This window comes from Rhodococcus sp. AC861, from assembly GCF_979256035.1.
The window spans coordinates 742,498-757,275 of the sequence record NZ_CEEDMW010000002.1 but is presented as its reverse complement, the minus strand read 5'-3'; the positions used below and the strand labels follow the sequence as shown (position 1 = coordinate 757,275).

Genomic DNA, 14,778 nt, shown 5'->3' with positions numbered 1-14,778 from the left:
AAGTGATTACGAATTCCGCTGTCGGGGCGTCGCTCGCATCGGCTCCATCGCTTATCCTGGGAGAGATCTACACAGTCGCGGCGGCCGAAGGTTGCTGTGAGTCGGGGTACGGAGGCTGAGAACACGCGTGTCCATCGTCGTCTCCACACTCACGCTCGGCGGGTTCGATTCGCTGCCGGCACATGACCGCAGTTGCGTCTTCTGGACGATGGATCCCGCGGCCGCGTCGACCGCCGCTCTGGTGGATTCCGAATTCGAGAAAGAAGCATGGCTGTCGATGGTCATGCTCGAATGGGGTCCGTGTGGTCAGGTGGCCACCGGAGCCGCACGCTCGGATGTGCCGGTCGCGGCAGATGCTGTCGGGTGCGCTCTGTACGCCCCTCCACGAGCGGTACCCCGCGCTGCACACTTCCCTACCGCGCCCGTCAGTCCCGACGCGGTTCTGCTGACGTCGCTGTACTCACCGTTGGCGGCAGAAGACGGGGACGACATCCGTGAAGCACTCATGCACGCGACAGTGCGCGATCTGATCAACCGTGGAGTGCGCGCCCTCGAGGTCTTCGGAATCCGTCTCGACGACGACGAGAAGGAGAGCCGCTACCTCGGCATCGGTGAGCGCCCCTGCGGCGAACTCACATGCATGATCGATGCGGACTTCCTGGAGAAGTACGGATTCGAGGTCATCGCACCGCACCATCGATTCCCGCGCCTGCGCCTCGAGCTCGATCGAGACCACGGGTGGAAGGAAGACGTCGAGGCAGCCCTCGAGCGCCTTCTGGAAGCAGCTGCGCTGACGGTGGTCGAAGCAGACGCACGCGTCCCCGTGGGAGCGCGCTGAGGCGAGAGCGGCCTACGCGCGCTCGGCGACCGACAACTCGTACGCCAGAAGTTCGGCGAACGTGAAGGTTCCGGTGGGCTGATCGTCCTGGCCCAGAAGGTACAGCCGCTTCACCGCGACAAGGATTGCTTCCGCGAGGATGTCGCGCATCCGAGGATCTGCCAGCACGGCGACGTCCTCGGAGTTGGTGAGGTAGCCCAGATCCAACTGGACGGTGGGCATGTTGGTCAGTCGGAGAATGTCCCACGTTCTGCCGTGGCTCCTGCAGTCCTGCAGGGGGGTCCGCGCGACGATCTCCCGCTGGATGTAGCTGGTGAGCACCTGCCCGATCAGCGACGCCGATCCGTGCGAGTTGCCGAAGTGGAAGCTGGCCACACCGTGGGCCTCCGGGCTGCTGTGTGTGCTGCAGCGCAGTGAGATCATCAGGTCGGCGCCGATACCGTTCGCCGTGTCGGCTCGCTCGGCAGTCGTCGGATCGACGGAGCGGGACCGTGAGAAGTAGGTCTCCATGCCCGTGGCGGCCATACGGCCCTCGAGACGGCCGGCCAGGTCCCAGAGTATGGACTCCTCGGTGATCGGTCCGTGAGGAGTGTCGACGGTCGCGCCGGTGTGGTCACCGCCGAGGCCCGGATCGATGACGATCCGCTTACCGGTCAGTTGTGGGCCGGAGCGGCGCACGAGTTCTTCCTCGGAGATGGCATGGGGCGAACCGCCGGTGACGCGCGTACCCAGCAGATCGAGAGCGCGGAGCGTGGCCGGACCGCAGATGCCGTCCGGAGACAGGCCGATTTCGCTCTGGAACGAGGACAAGCCCTCGTGGGTACGTCCGCCGAAGAAGCCGTCGACACGCTCGTTGTAGAAGCCGAGTTCCTGCAGGCGCCGCTGGAGCGTCGCCACGTCGTCGCCGTACAGCGGAGCGGACAGCTGGTAGATGAGCGTCCGTGTACCGAGTCGGAACGACGCCTCTTTCACCGACCGGTACGTCGCCGAATCGACCTCACCGGTGACGAGGAGGCCTCGATGCTGCTGGAACGCACGTACGGCGTCGCCGAGCGGGAGGTCGAACAGGACGTCCGTGTCCGTCCATGTGGACGACGGGCGCTGGTCGGAGCCGTCGGTGGGTGTGAGGTATCCGAGGCCCGAGAGGATGTCCCGGATCTCCGCGACGGCTGGACCGCGATCGCCGTGGCGGAGTGGTTTCATTCTCTCGTCGACCTTTCGTGAACGCGTCTCGGTGGTAGTTCAGTAGAGGATTGTTTCAGAAGATCATGCTCCTCCGACAATCGAGCCCGGGTCCGAACGCAGCCGCGCCCGGCGTGTCATGGACAGGCCGGGCGCGGCTGATGTGCTCGGGTGCAGGTCAGGCGATGACGCCGTCGAGATCGCGGAGCAGGGCAGCCTTGCCCTTGGCGCCGACGATGGTCTTCACCGGTTCACCGTTCTGGAACAGGATCATGGTCGGGATGGACATCACCTTGAAGTCACGAGCGGCCTGCGGGTTCGCGTCGATGTCCAGCTTGGCGATGGTGAGCTTGTCGGCATGTTCCCCGGCGATTTCTTCGAGTACGGGGGCGACCATCTTGCACGGGCCGCACCAGGTGGCCCAGAAGTCCACGAGAACGGGCTTCTCACTCTGCAGGACCTCGGCCGCGAACGTGTCGTCGCTGATGGTGACGGTGTTCTTGTCGGACATGTGATGCTCCTTCGGTGGTACGGACTTCGGATGCGAATCAGACGCTGACGGCGTCCACGTCTCGATCGGCGTTCTCGAGGGTGTTCTCGGTGATGTCGCCCTGATCGGCGAGCCAGCGCTCCGCGTCGATCGAGGCCGAACATCCGGTACCGGCAGCCGTGATGGCCTGCTGGTAGACGTGGTCCACCAGGTCACCGGCGGCGAAGACACCGTCGATGGAGGTCGACGTGGTGGGGTTCTGCACGCGGACGTAGCCGCCCTCGTCGAGGTCCACCTGTCCGCGGACCAGCTCGGAGCGGGGATCGTGGCCGATGGCGACGAACACGCCGGTGACATCGAGGACGCGTTCCTCACCGGAGCGGGTGTCGCGGATCTTCAGACCCGTCACACCGGACTCGCCCTGCACCTCGACGACATCGGCGTTGGTGACGAACGTGATCTTCTCGTTCTCCTTGGCGCGCTCGAGCATGATGCGCGACGCCCGGAACTCCTCGCGGCGGTGAACGATGGTCACCGATCGCGCGAAACGGGTGAGGAAGGTGGCTTCCTCCATGGCCGAGTCGCCGCCGCCGATCACGGCGATGTCCTGGTCGCGGAAGAAGAAGCCGTCACAGGTGGCGCAGGCGGACACGCCACGGCCGAGCAGGGTCTGCTCACCGGGAACGCCGAGGTACCGGGCTGCAGCGCCCATGGCGAGGATGACGGCGCGGCCGCGGTATACGGTGCCGTCGACAGTGACGGTCTTGACGTCACCGATCAGCGACATCTCCTCGACGTCCTCCGTGCGGATGTCGGCGCCGAACCGCATGGCCTGCTCGCGCATCTGCTCCATGAGGTCGGGGCCCATGATGCCGTCGCGGAAGCCGGGGAAGTTCTCCACCTCGGTCGTGGTCATCAGGGCGCCGCCGAACTGGGTGCCCTCGAACACGAGTGGCTTCAGTTCTGCTCGCGCGGCGTACACCGCAGCGGTGTAGCCGGCGGGGCCGGACCCGACGATGATCAGGTCGTGGATGTCCGAAGTAGTCATCTTCGCCTTCCGAGGTATGTGCGTCTGTGATTCTCTGGATCTGGCGGGCCTGAGCCCTACAGTGCGCACAACACTAGGTCAGGAAGCGTTGTTCCCTGACGACGTCCGACGTGATCTACCCGATCCGCGCACGTGAGACGGTGTCGGCATTACCCGGCCCGCAGGACGGGCCGACGGCCAGGGCGATCAAGGACCCGGGTCTGCCGCCCCCCACGATCAGCAGCGTCGCGTCGGTGCCGTCCACGGAGACCGTTCCCGATCCCACGAGCGACGTGGTTGCCGGCAGGTCGTTGGCTTCGAGGCACCCGGCGAGGAGTTCGGGATCCGACAGGCGTCCTCGGTCCGTGGAGCCGACCAGGGAGAAGACCGTACCCTCGTCGAGCGGTGGCGCGACCGAGACGACGGTGTCGTTCGATCCGGGGTTCGACTGTGCTGCCACGGCGAGGCCGACACCACTGCCCAGGGCCACGACGGCGACAGCGGCGGCGAACGCCGTGACGTGACGCCGTGACGGCGATCGGCGGGCCGCGAGCTGATCCGTCGCGACGAGCGGTGCTGCGTTCAGCGCAGCGACGATGCGGTCGCTGACATCGAGCGGAATGTCCGCGCGGGCGTCGTGGTCGGCACCGTGGGCTCGCAGAGCCTGGACAGTGGCGTCCAGGTGGGCCGGATACATGGACGCATTGGGGTCGGCAAGGTCATCGGGGTCGGCGAGGTCATCGACGTCGGCAGGGTCGTTCACGGTCACCTCCCACGGATGCTCGAGCGCGAATGGTTGCTACGACTGATAAGACGCGGACGACGTGCGCTCGGTTCCATAAAGAACGCCACACCGCGTCAGAGATCTGTGTCGTCCGCACGGACCGACTGCAGGACGAGGGCGAGCTTCTGACGACCACGCGCGCATCGACTCTTGATCGTGCCGGTGGGAACCCCGAGAGCCGCCGCGGCGTCGGCGACCGAGTATCCCTCCATGTCGACGGCGACGATCGCAGCGCGCTGCTCCGGAGGCAGGGAGAACAGTGCCTTCTCGACGACGATGGACAAATCGATGTCGGCGTATCTGTCGGTGGGATCCCGTGGTTCACGAGCTTCTTCACCGAGAGGAACGGTGGGACGCACCTTGTTCCGCCGGATCCGGTCGAGGCAGGCATTGACGACGATGCGGTGGAGCCAGCTGCGGACGGCCGCGTCGGCGCGGAACGCGCCGGCGGTCCGATGTGCCGACAGCATGGCTTCCTGAAGCGAGTCCGCGGCGTCCTCGGCGGAGTAACTGGCTCGCCTGGCGGTGAGCCACAGATGGTCCTGGTGGCGCCGGAAGAGCACGGCGAAAGCCGCTGTGTCCCCCGCTATGTGCGCCGAGAGCAGTTCGCCGTCCGTGGCGTCACTGCTCGCGACTCCCCCGATTAGTCGCACGCGCGGATGCTAACTCAGAAACGGACCGTCCGAGCCGGCAGCGGATTCTGTTGTGACCGTGCACCAATGGTGTCGGTCAGGAGGCTGTCGATGCTCCGATGTCGGCGATGGTGCTCTGGTTCCCACCACCGGTGTTGCTGAGGTCCGTGATCCAGAACAGCAGGTACTCGGTAGGACCGTCGGGCGTGACGGTGATGTCCGTCAGACCGTTGCCCAGTGTCGCCGACCCGATGAGCTGCGTGTCGTCGATGTCCGGCGATGCGCTTGTCGCAGAACGGATCTCGATGACCGTTCCCGGTGACGGCGAGTTGACGTAGACGCTCGACAGCGTGGTCGGCTGTACCAGCGTCGCCATGATGCCGACGCCGGGCTTGAGGGAGGGGAACGGGTTGAAGTACGAGTCCGTGTCCCAGACGGTCGCCGGATCGTTGTCGAGCACGTTGTCGACCTGACCCGGATTGTCGGCAGTGCCCTGGGGCGAGAAGACGTCGACCGACGAGATCGCCGCGGGCACGGTGGTCGGAGCGGGCGCCGGCTCACCCGGTGCCGCAGGGGCGGACGCCGACGTGGTCAGACCGAAGTTCTGCTCCGTGAGCGGCTCGTCCGTGCCACCACCCGAGAGCAGGTTCGCGAGCCACCACCCGACGAGTCCGAGGACGACGACCGTGAGCACGGCCAGTCCGACGAGCGCACCGACCATCAGATTCGATCGCTGGGCCGGCTGCTGATCGTCCGGGTCCGCCAACGCGTGACCGCTCGCGCCCGGAGGCCTCTGACCGAGTCGCAACGCCGGAATCATTTCCGTCTTCTCGTTGACGACGGCTGCTTGACCGAGGATGTGCTGAACGGTGGCCGCGGTGCGGATGCCACTGTTCTGTTCGAGAGCCCGGACGGCGACCGCGGAGATCTCGAACGGTACGTCCGGACGCAACTCCCGTGGCTCGACTGCGGCACCGGACGCGGTGCGGTCGGCGATCCGCATCCCGCCTACGGTGGCCGGGCCGGACGAGTCGCCCAGGGGCCAGCGCGCGGTGATCAGGGCGTAGAGCATGGCGCCCAGGCCGCGGACGTCGGAGCCGGGATCGGCGTCGCCGAACGTGGCCGGGAAGGCGAGGACGGCGTCGCCCTTGATGCTGATGCGGACGCGGTCGGGGTGATCGATCGACAGTGCCCCACCACCCCGATGAGCGGCTTCGGCTGCGGCGGCGAGCGACTTGATGGCGTTGGCGGCACCGAACGGAGACGGTTCCGTCTCGGCCATTTCTCGGAGCGAGCGGCCACGGGTCCATTCGGCGACCACGATGCCGCCCGAGCTGCCGCGCACGACATCGAGGACACGGGCCAGACCCGGAGAGTTGATCCGACCGAGACGCAGGGTGCGGGACAGCACGGCCTGGGGACCGTCGGTCCGCTCGTCTCCCTCAGCGGTCGCCTGCTGATCGGCGTCGACGAACGTCAGTGCCACCTCACGGTCGAGCTTGACGTCGTGTGCCTGCCAGAACTTCAGACCGCGGGCGCCGCCGTGCGGAGCCAGCAGCCGGTACCGACCGCCGGCTACGGAGGCACCGGGGATCAACTTGGGGCCACGTACCGGCGTCCGAGGCGACTCGGTGGCCGGGACGGCGGGCGGAAGAGTAGGTGATCCGACAGGAACGACGCCGGTGTCGAGCACGCCTGATTCGGCGTCCTCGACGCGTTCCTCGGCCGACTCGGGAGCCTCGCTCGTCGACTCGGCGGCAGTGGACGTGTCGGCTGTAGGAGTGCCGCGGTTCTCGGTGGAGACGCCACCGGTCCCGGTGGCGTCGTCGGCCTCGGACGGCGTACGCCCCCGTGCACCCTCGTCGTCGGTCACTGCCACTCCTTCATCACTTCTCGTCGTGAACGGATCCGTGTAGGTGGGGATGATCGTCGTTTCCGACTCGTCCCCGTCGTACCTCGACGATCGGGGAACGATCCGCGCCCGCGGGTCCACTCGCCTGTCAGGGTACGGGAGCCGTCCCGTGCCGGTGGCGCGACCGAATTCCCCGGTCGACGGGCCCATCGGGGGCATGTCCGAACCGGTGACGGCCGGAATCATCTCGGTCTCCGCGTACATCGGATCGGTGGCGGAGGGCTCGATCGTTACAGGTCCGGGCAGGTCCGGGGACTTACGGCCGAGGCGTCTGGCCACTGCGACCGATATGGACTGTATTTCCGGGATCCTGGCTCGGTACAGGCAGAGCCCGGTGACCAGAAGCATGACGGAACCGTCGAAGGCGACGCGGAGCAGGGCGCTGGGGCCGGTCAGGCGGTCGAGCCCGAGGAGGCGATCCGCGGCGAAGACCGCCGCCATTCCGACGGCTGTCGCGGCGAGTGTCAGCGCGACGGTTCTGCGCACCCCGGCGAGACGGAGATCGCCGAGCGTCCGACGCAGGAGCATCCAGCCGATGATGGCGCCGGTGATGTAGCCGAGGCCGTTCGCTGCCCCGAGCAGCAACACCACTTCGCGGTCGGAGGTGGCGATCAGCGGGGTCAACGCGGACAGCGCGATCTTGACGCCGGTGATGCCGAGGACGATCCAGGTCGGTGTCCACGCCTGTTCGCGGGCGTAGAACACGCGGAGGTGGATCAGAACGAGCGAGTACGGAACCAGGGTGAAGGCGGACCAGCTGACGGCCTCGCCCAGTCGGGCAGCATCGGCCGAGCCGAAGTTGCCGTAGCCGTAGAGCGCCTCGCCCACCTGCGGGCCGGCGACGGTCAGGAAGCCGATTACCGGGATCAGCGCCAGCATCGTCAACCGCGTGGCGACCGAGAGGTCGTCGACGACGGCCGGGGTGTCCTTCATCGCCGCGTTGCGGCTGAGCCTGGGCATGATCGCCGTCAGGACCGTGACACCCAGGACGCCGTACGGCAGCTGCAGAAGGATCCATGCCTGGTTGTAGATCAGGGGGCCGGCCGGGTCGACGTGCGAGGAGATACGCGTCGCGAAGACCATGCCGGCCTGGCTGATCACGACGTACAGCACGATCGCGACGGCCATGCCGCCGAACTGCCGCAGACGATCGTCCAGACCCCACAGAGGTCGGAGATCGATGTTGTTGCGCCGCAGAGCGGGAACGAGGCTCACCGCCTGGACCACGACGCCGAGCGTGATGCCGATTCCGAGCACCAGCAGCTTCGGATCGCTGATCCGGACCGGATCCAGCGAGATCTCACCCGGGACCACCATGTACAGGACCAGCACCGTCAGCACGACGAGGTTGTTGAGCACCGGCGCCCACGCGCCGGGCTTGAAGTTCTGGCGGGTGTTCAACACCGCGGTGAACAGCGCCGACAGTCCGTAGAACAGGATTGCCGGAAGCAGAAGGAACAGCAATGCCGTGGTCAGGCCGGTGTTCACCTGACCGTCGTCGGACAGGAAGACGTACCGCGTCAGGATGGGCGCCGCCGCCGTCGCGAGAACTGCCGCGACGATCAGCATGGTCAGCGCTGCGGTGAAGAGACGCCGGACGAAGGCACGTCCGCCGTCGGCATCCTCGCTCTCGGCGCGCACCAGCACCGGAACGACGATGGCGGTCAGGACAGCGCCGAGCACCAGCTCCGCGATCATGTTGGGGATCAGGCTGGCCACCGTGTACGACGCGGCGACTGTCGTACCCAGGACCGTCACCAGCAGCAACTGCTTGACGAAGCCCGTGATGCGGCTGATCAGCGTTGCGAAGGCGATGGCGCCCGTGGCGGACAGCAAACGGGACGAACTCGACTTCGGCGAGGGCGTAGCAGCCTCGGCACCGCGAGTGGGCGGTATGCGGGTCGGGCCCGCCGGACGTCGGACCGGAGGCGCAGTGCTGGTCGGAACCACCATGGTGGGGTCCCGCTCCCAGGGCGCACGCGGTGCCTGCGGCGCACCGTCCCGGTGCCCGTGAGGAATGCTCCCCGTCATCGAAGGTCCTTACTGCTCGTCGGCTGGATCGGGCTGCCCACGGAAGCGGTGCCACAACCGTCGGCCCGCGAGGAGAAGGAGCAGCGCGCCTGCACCCGCTGTGATGATCGCCAAAGCACGACCGTACGCATTGGACCGCACGTTGACTGTCGCCGCCTGCCCGAGCAGCGCCCCGTCGCCGGTACTCAGGGAGAACTCCACCACCATCTTGCGGGAATCGCTGACCCTCGCCGGAATCTGCAAGGACCTGCTGCCGCGCGGTGGGAGTTGCTGCGGGCCGATGTTCTCGATCTGCATCGCGTCCGGCGCGTCGACGGACAGGTCGACGGTGATGCCGATCGGAAGATCGTTCCGCGCCACCAGGAGCAGGGGGCTGGCCTCCGAGGCGAGCGTGAACACACCGCCCGGCGCGAGGATGGTGACCGATCCGAACAGTCGGTCGAGCCCGGCCGTGACGTTCGCGGCGCGTCGGCGGGCGGCGCCGTCGGACTCCTGGTGCAGCTCCCCTCGGCGATCCGACGTCGTCATCGCTCGCAGCAGGTCCTCGCGAAGCGGTGCCATGAACAGGGCCGGAGAGATGGCTGCCCGGGAGTCGTCGATCAGGGCCGATGTCAGTTCGGCGACGCGGGCGTTCTGGGTGCCGGCAGCATCCCGGACATCGGACGGGGCGCCGTCGTCGATCGCGGCCTCGGGATAGGCGAGCGTGGCCGGCTCGAGGGGCGGCGGCACGGACAGCAGGTCCGACAAGGTCCGGGGGGTGGCCAGGCCGCTGCGCATGAGTCCCGCGATCGTCCCGAGCACCGCGGAGGCCTCGTCGCGGTCCGGCGTCCAGGTCTGGGGCGGCGCGATGGTGAGGGACCTCGGAAGCGCGGGTGCGCCCGGAGCGGATGCGGCCTGCAGGGCTTCGAAGTGCAGCGCACCGAGCGCGTCCTGCAACCGTGCGATCCGCGAATCGGCCGCGACGTCGAACACCTGGTCACGTGGCGTGGTCGACGGCGTGCTCGGAATCTCGCCCACCGCTGCCAGGGATGTGGACACGGAGGTGTCGTACAGGGCTGCCCGGAGAGGGGTCGCGGAGTCGCCGCCGGTCAGCGTGACGGTGTCGGGCTCTCCCGCTACGTCGACCGCATCCTGCGCGATCAGAGTCGTGGTGCGACCTGCCGACGCGATCGTGGCGGCGGTGGCGTCGTCGACGGCGCCGGAATCCGGCCACACCACGTCACGTCGCGATGTCACACCCAGGAGCGTGTCGACGACGTCGGAGGGCGTTGTCAGCGCAGCCGTCGTCAAGGTGGGGTCCGCGATGGCGGACACGGCGGCCAGATCCGTCTGAGCGAAGGGCACCGCGGTGACACACATGCTCGATGCGAGGGCGCGGACGCGCTCGAGCCACGATGCTGCAGCGGCCGCACCGCTGCCCTCGCTCGCGGGTCCGGTCGGATCGGCCGGGTCGTCCACGACCAGGTAGCCACGCGTCATGCTCGAGACGGTGACGAGCAGATCGGGGTCGATGGCGAGGCACGTCGACGACGACAACGCCCCCTCCGTGTCGACGGTGGGTCCGGTCGCGAATTCGAGTGCCGAGACGAGCCCCTCGAGGCGGCCGCCTGCGGACAACGACCCCGCGAGCTGGTCGTCTTCCAGACGCACCTCCTCGCCGACCGTCCCCGGAAGACCGGCGGCGAGGTGCGGTCGATCCGCCAACGGCCAGAGCACCGTCGTCGCCACCGGACGGGAAATGTCGGGCGGAAGAGGCGCCGCTGGGGGTGCTGCCGGGTCGGCGACGCTGATGTCCCGCGGCAGGCCCGACACGGGAAGGAGGAACGACGCGTCGTCGAGTCGAGCTTCCTGCCCGTAGGCCGGGCTGCCGTTGACGTTGACCATCACCGGATAGACACCCGGCTCGGTGAGACCGAGCGACGCGCCGGTGGTGGACCGGAGGGGCAAGGACAACTCGAACGGCAGCGAATCACCGCGGCCGAGGGACATCTCCGGCAGGTCGTCGGTCAGCGACTCGAACGGTCCGACCGTGTCGTATCGGTCCTGATCCTCGGTCAGCGACGTTCTGAGTTCGGCCGACGTGCGGACTTCGGGAGCGCGCTGCAGGCGCACCGAGATGTCGGACACCGCGCGGTCGCCCACGTTCTCGACGGTCCCGCGGACCGTCAGGACGGGCGGACTGCTGGTCGAGACGGTGGTCGGCGTGACCTCGTCCACCGACAGGGCCAGGAACGTTCCGTCCACCGACGTGTCGGCGGGGGGCAGTTCCGTCTGTGTCGTGTCGGCCGAGTCCGGATCGGTCGCGACGGGCTGCGCCGCGGCGGGAACTGTCGAGAAGGCGAACATGCCGACAGTGGCCAGGACCGCGGCGAGACGCCGGGTCGGCGGAGCAGAGCGGGTCATTCGGCGGGGAGGTCGGAGACCGGTCGAAGTGGGGCGTCGGGTGAAGCGGCGTCGTGCGCCATCTGGTCGATCATTTCCCCGGCGCGCTCGGCGAGTTTGCGCTCGTCGGCGTAGGCCAGGCGCGTTCGGAGCTCCGTGAGCGGCACCCAGGCGACCTCGGTGACCTCGACGTCCTCGTCCGACAGTTCGCCGCCGAGGGATCGAAGGAGGTAGTGGTGCACGGTCTTGTGGACGCGTCGGCCCTCGGTGACGAACCAGTAGTCGATGCTGCCGAGCGGTGCGAGGACGGTTCCGGAGATGCCGGTCTCCTCGTGGACTTCGCGTTCGGCGGTCTGCTCGGGTGTCTCGCCGCGCTCGATGTGACCCTTCGGCAGCGACCACAGGAGGCGCCCGCGCCGGTCGGTCCGTCCGATCAGGGCGGCGCAGAGCTTGTCCCGGGGTCCATCGAGTCCGTCGACGACCAATCCGCCCGCCGATGTCTCCCGAACGGTGCGGAGTGCCGGTTTCTCGGTCGGCTTGCCGGCGGGGTCGGCGGCGGCACGAGGACGCCGTCGCACACCGCGACGGGTTCTCTTGGCTCGCTCGGGACCGGACACCCGACCGATACTAGTTGTCGTAGGGCCTGCTCCCGGTGGGACGCACCACGAGGGAGTCGCCTCGGTAGGGTATGGCGTCGTGCCTCCCCCGCCTGTCACCGAACCGGACCGACGCGCACGTCTGCTCGCGTCCGGCGCCGTGGCCCTGCGCGTTCACGACGACATCCTGGCGCCGCTGGGGTCGTTGTTCGCGGCGACGGGCTCGGAGCTGTATCTGGTCGGCGGCAGTGTTCGCGATGCGCTGCTGGGTCGTTTGAGCAGTGACCTGGACTTCACGACGAATGCTCTTCCCGACCAGGTGCAGGCGATCCTGGCCGGTTGGGTCGACCATCAGTGGGACACCGGAATCGAATTCGGAACGGTCAGCGCCGTGAAGAACGGTCGACAGATCGAGATCACGACGTTCCGCAGCGACAAGTACGACCGCGTGACCCGCAATCCGGTGGTGCAGTACGGCTCGACGCTGCAGGACGACCTCGTCCGACGCGATTTCACGATCAACGCGATGGCGGTGCGGATCGGCGCCGACGGCGCGGGGGACTTCATCGACCCCCTCGGCGGACTCGACGCGCTGCTCGAGGGTGTTCTGGACACGCCGAGCCTGCCCGAGGAGTCGTTCGACGACGACCCGCTGCGGATGCTGCGGGCTGCACGATTCGTCGCGCAGCTGGGCTTCACGATGCTTCCGCGCGTGCGTACCGCCATCGAGAACATGACGGATCGCATCGACCGGATCACCGTCGAGCGCGTGACGGCGGAGTTGGACAAGCTGATCCTCGGCGAGCATGCGGTCGACGGGATCGACGCGCTGTGCGAGACGGGCATCGCTGCTCGGATACTGCCCGAGGTCCCTGCGATGAAGCTCGAGATCGACGAGCACCACCAGCACAAGGACGTCTACCAGCATTCGTTGACGGTGCTGCAGCAGGCGATCGATCTGGAGGACGGCGACCCCGACCTGGTGCTTCGTTGGGCGGCTCTGCTCCACGACATCGGTAAGCCCGACACCAAGCGCAACGAGCCTGCCGGCGGGGTGAGCTTCCACCACCACGAGGTCGTCGGCGCGAAGATGACTCGACGTCGACTGCGAGCGCTGAAGTTCCCCAAGAAGATGACCGACGACATCGCTCAGCTGGTGTTCCTCCACCTGCGATTCCACGGGTACGGGAAAGGTCAGTGGACCGATTCGGCCGTTCGACGCTATGTGACGGACGCCGGCGATCTGCTTCCCCGTCTGCACAAGTTGGTGCGGGCGGATTGCACGACGCGCAACAAGCGTCGGGCAGCGTCGCTGCAGGCCACGTACGACGACCTCGAGAACCGCATCGCGCGCCTGGCAGAACAGGAAGACCTCGCACGCGTTCGGCCGGACCTCGACGGCAACGCCATCATGGAGTTGCTCGGGATCCCGGCGGGTCCTCAGGTGGGCCAGGCCTGGGCGTATCTGAAGGAGTTGCGACTCGACCGGGGTCCCCTCAGTCGGGAGGACGCGGAGAAGGAACTTCTGGCGTGGTGGTCCGCTCGCTGACCAGGCGCACGGCCACGACGGCTGCCAGCGCGTAGAAGCCGGCTCCGACGAGGACGCAGGTGGTCGCGAGGGTGGAGTCGACGCCTGTGGACTGCGGGCCGATGACGAGTGCTGCGACGGCGATGGCACCGACGAATGCCACGTTGAACGTGGTGTCCTGTATCGCGAAGACTCGACCGCGCCGATCGTCGGCGATGTCGGTCTGCATCGCGGCATCGGCTGTCAGCTTGACCGTCTGACCGGCCGCGCCGAGCAGGAAGGCGCCGAGGATCAGCAGGTCCGGAATCAACGTCGCCACCAGCGCGGTCTGCGCCAGCGCCGCGAGGGCTAGCGCGGCCACGACGGTGCGCGTCGATCCGAGCCGAGGAAGCAGCACGGGGGTCGCGATCGCAGCGACGAACATCCCGGCGGCAGCCGCCCCGATCGTGAGGCCGAAACCCGCCACCCCTCCGGGGAGGATCGACGACCGAGCGTTGTCACGCAACAGCAGGATCATGACGAGCGTGTCCACGCCGAACGCGATTCTGTGGGCACCAACGCCCATCAGAGGCGCAGCGACAGAACGTGTTCGGCGAACCGCGGCGAAGCCGGACGTCCAGCCACCGTCGTCCTCACGACGCGCGGCAGTTCCGTCGGGTCCGAGGCGCCCCCGTACGAATCCTCGTGCGGCGATGGCGGCGAGAAGTGCGCCGATCGCGGAGATGCCCGTCGCGATGGCCGTGGACCGATCGGACGGGCCGACGAGTCCCAGGACGGTGACCGCCGCGAGCGCGCCGACCGCCGAGACGACGGATCCCAGGGTGACCAGTGCGGCGTTCGTCGTGACCAGCGCCGACGTCGGCACCACGTGCGGAAGCGACGCGGACAGCCCGGCGAGAACGAACCGGCTCGCCCCCACCGTCGCGAGCGCAGTCGTCAGCACGACCGTGTTGGATGCCCCCGCCAGGAGCAGCCAGGTGGCACCGGCGATGAGCAAGACCTTCAGCGTGCTCGCCACGCCGAGGACGACGGCACGGTCCACTCGGTCGAGGATTCGCGCGGCGAACGGTCCGAGCAGGGAGTACGGCAGGAGCAGCACCGCGAAACCGGCTGCGACAGCCGCCGGATCCGCGCCGCGTTGCGGGTCGAAGAGGATGGCGCCGCCGAGTGCTGCCTGGAACATCCCGTCGCCGAACTGCGACGCGAACCGGAGGAGCACCAGTCTCAGCGCACCCGGGGAATGAGCGACCGCTCTCAGCGCGTGGACCGCACCGGGCCGTTCGGTTCGACTCACGACCCGACACTATCCCTGCCCGGCCGCAACTCTCCCGCGCCATCTCTCGCACGTGTGCCCGTGCCGGTGCGATGATGAGGAG

Annotated in this window: 11 protein-coding genes; 2 read left to right on the top strand and 9 right to left on the bottom strand. The window is 67.9% G+C overall.

Annotation, left to right across the window (positions count from 1 at the left end):
- Positions 1-127 precede the first annotated feature (127 nt).
- Positions 128-838 (top strand): hypothetical protein, encoded by a 711-nt coding sequence (locus AC0IX4_RS08985; RefSeq protein ID WP_042573465.1) that lies wholly within the window; start codon positions 128-130, stop codon positions 836-838.
- A gap of 12 nt (positions 839-850) precedes the next feature.
- On the opposite strand, the gene AC0IX4_RS08980 is transcribed toward AC0IX4_RS08985, so the two are convergent.
- The 8 genes from AC0IX4_RS08980 to AC0IX4_RS08945 form a co-directional block, all read right to left on the bottom strand.
- Positions 851-2,041 carry an N-acetylmuramoyl-L-alanine amidase gene (locus AC0IX4_RS08980; RefSeq protein ID WP_471828735.1) on the bottom strand — a complete coding sequence of 397 codons (1,191 nt, stop codon included), beginning with the start codon at positions 2,039-2,041 and terminating at the stop codon, positions 851-853.
- A 157-nt stretch (positions 2,042-2,198) separates the two neighbouring features.
- Positions 2,199-2,531, bottom strand: coding sequence for a thioredoxin (gene trxA, locus AC0IX4_RS08975; RefSeq protein ID WP_042573463.1), 333 nt, complete (start codon positions 2,529-2,531; stop codon positions 2,199-2,201).
- Between the two features lie 37 nt (positions 2,532-2,568).
- A complete protein-coding gene (gene trxB, locus AC0IX4_RS08970; protein ID WP_471828734.1) occupies positions 2,569-3,558 on the bottom strand; it encodes a thioredoxin-disulfide reductase in 990 nt (329 codons plus the stop codon).
- 115 nt (positions 3,559-3,673) lie between these two features.
- Positions 3,674-4,300: a hypothetical protein gene (locus AC0IX4_RS08965; RefSeq protein WP_471828733.1), complete on the bottom strand. Its 627-nt coding sequence runs from the start codon at positions 4,298-4,300 to the stop codon at positions 3,674-3,676.
- Positions 4,301-4,395: 95 nt separating this feature from the next.
- Positions 4,396-4,974 (bottom strand): RNA polymerase sigma factor SigM, encoded by a 579-nt coding sequence (gene sigM, locus AC0IX4_RS08960; RefSeq protein ID WP_042573461.1) that lies wholly within the window; start codon positions 4,972-4,974, stop codon positions 4,396-4,398.
- Positions 4,975-5,050: 76 nt separating this feature from the next.
- Entirely contained in the window at positions 5,051-8,818 is a 3,768-nt protein-coding gene (murJ, locus tag AC0IX4_RS08955; protein ID WP_471828822.1) for a murein biosynthesis integral membrane protein MurJ, read from the bottom strand.
- Positions 8,819-8,905: 87 nt separating this feature from the next.
- Entirely contained in the window at positions 8,906-11,299 is a 2,394-nt protein-coding gene (locus AC0IX4_RS08950; protein ID WP_471828732.1) for a glycoprotein, read from the bottom strand.
- The gene (locus AC0IX4_RS08945) at positions 11,296-11,895 is read right to left on the bottom strand and encodes an NUDIX hydrolase (protein WP_056074214.1); all 600 of its coding nucleotides are present in this window, start codon (positions 11,893-11,895) and stop codon (positions 11,296-11,298) included. Before AC0IX4_RS08945 ends, AC0IX4_RS08950 begins: the two co-directional genes overlap by 4 nt.
- A gap of 79 nt (positions 11,896-11,974) precedes the next feature.
- Here AC0IX4_RS08945 and AC0IX4_RS08940 point away from each other — a divergent pair, with 79 nt between their 5' ends.
- The gene (locus AC0IX4_RS08940) at positions 11,975-13,423 is read left to right on the top strand and encodes a CCA tRNA nucleotidyltransferase (protein WP_042573458.1); all 1,449 of its coding nucleotides are present in this window, start codon (positions 11,975-11,977) and stop codon (positions 13,421-13,423) included.
- Here the strand turns inward: AC0IX4_RS08940 and AC0IX4_RS08935 are convergent.
- Positions 13,371-14,696 (bottom strand): MFS transporter, encoded by a 1,326-nt coding sequence (locus AC0IX4_RS08935; RefSeq protein ID WP_471828731.1) that lies wholly within the window; start codon positions 14,694-14,696, stop codon positions 13,371-13,373. The genes AC0IX4_RS08940 and AC0IX4_RS08935 overlap by 53 nt on opposite strands.
- Positions 14,697-14,778: the final 82 nt, after the last annotated feature.

Coding starts and splice junctions, on each gene's coding strand:
- AC0IX4_RS08980 (WP_471828735.1), bottom strand. CDS start 2,041: ATGAAACCACTCCGCCACGGCGATCGCGGTCCAGCCGTCGCGGAGATC.
- trxA (WP_042573463.1), bottom strand. CDS start 2,531: ATGTCCGACAAGAACACCGTCACCATCAGCGACGACACGTTCGCGGCC.
- trxB (WP_471828734.1), bottom strand. CDS start 3,558: ATGACTACTTCGGACATCCACGACCTGATCATCGTCGGGTCCGGCCCC.
- murJ (WP_471828822.1), bottom strand. CDS start 8,818: ATGGTGGTTCCGACCAGCACTGCGCCTCCGGTCCGACGTCCGGCGGGC.
- AC0IX4_RS08950 (WP_471828732.1), bottom strand. CDS start 11,299: ATGACCCGCTCTGCTCCGCCGACCCGGCGTCTCGCCGCGGTCCTGGCC.